The sequence below is a fragment of the Shewanella sp. 125m-7 genome (genome assembly GCF_052977045.1).
In genome coordinates this window covers 1-503 of the sequence record NZ_JBRILQ010000113.1, presented here as the reverse complement: position 1 = coordinate 503, position 503 = coordinate 1, and the positions used below count along the sequence as shown (strand labels likewise).

At 45.5% G+C, this 503-nt stretch carries 1 pseudogene; it reads left to right on the top strand.

What is annotated here, in order from left to right:
- Positions 1–503, top strand: a pseudogene (locus ACVBIL_RS20670) (ISL3-like element ISShha2 family transposase); the annotation flags it as partial.

Sequence of the window (503 nt, the reverse complement as noted above, 5' to 3'; positions counted from 1 at the left end):
GTAAGAAGACGGGTACACGATCTACCAGTTAGTGGACGTCCTTGTAGCATCGAAGTCGAACTTGCTCAGACCAGAGATAAAGACGGAAGAAGGTTAATTGAGGCGACTGAATACGTTGCCAAAGGAGCGCGATATACCATTCGCTTCTGTCAGTTCATCAGTGGATTATGCCGGTACATGAGTATTCACGCAGTGTCTCAACATCTAGGCATTCGTTGGGAAACGGTAAAAAACATTGATAAGGAATATCTACATTCAACTCTGCCAGGCTTGGAGCCCGCGAAGCTTAACAACTTAATCCATATTGGCGTTGATGAGGTGGCCCGAGCTAAAGGGCATGACTACATGACCGTGGTATATGATTTGGTTTCTGGTCATTTAATTTGGGTCGAACACGGTAGAAAAGCAGCAGTCCTTATTTCGTTCTTCGAGCAATTATCAACCGCGACGAGAGACGGTATTAAAGCGGTTTCAATGGATATGGGTCAGCCTTATCAATCCGC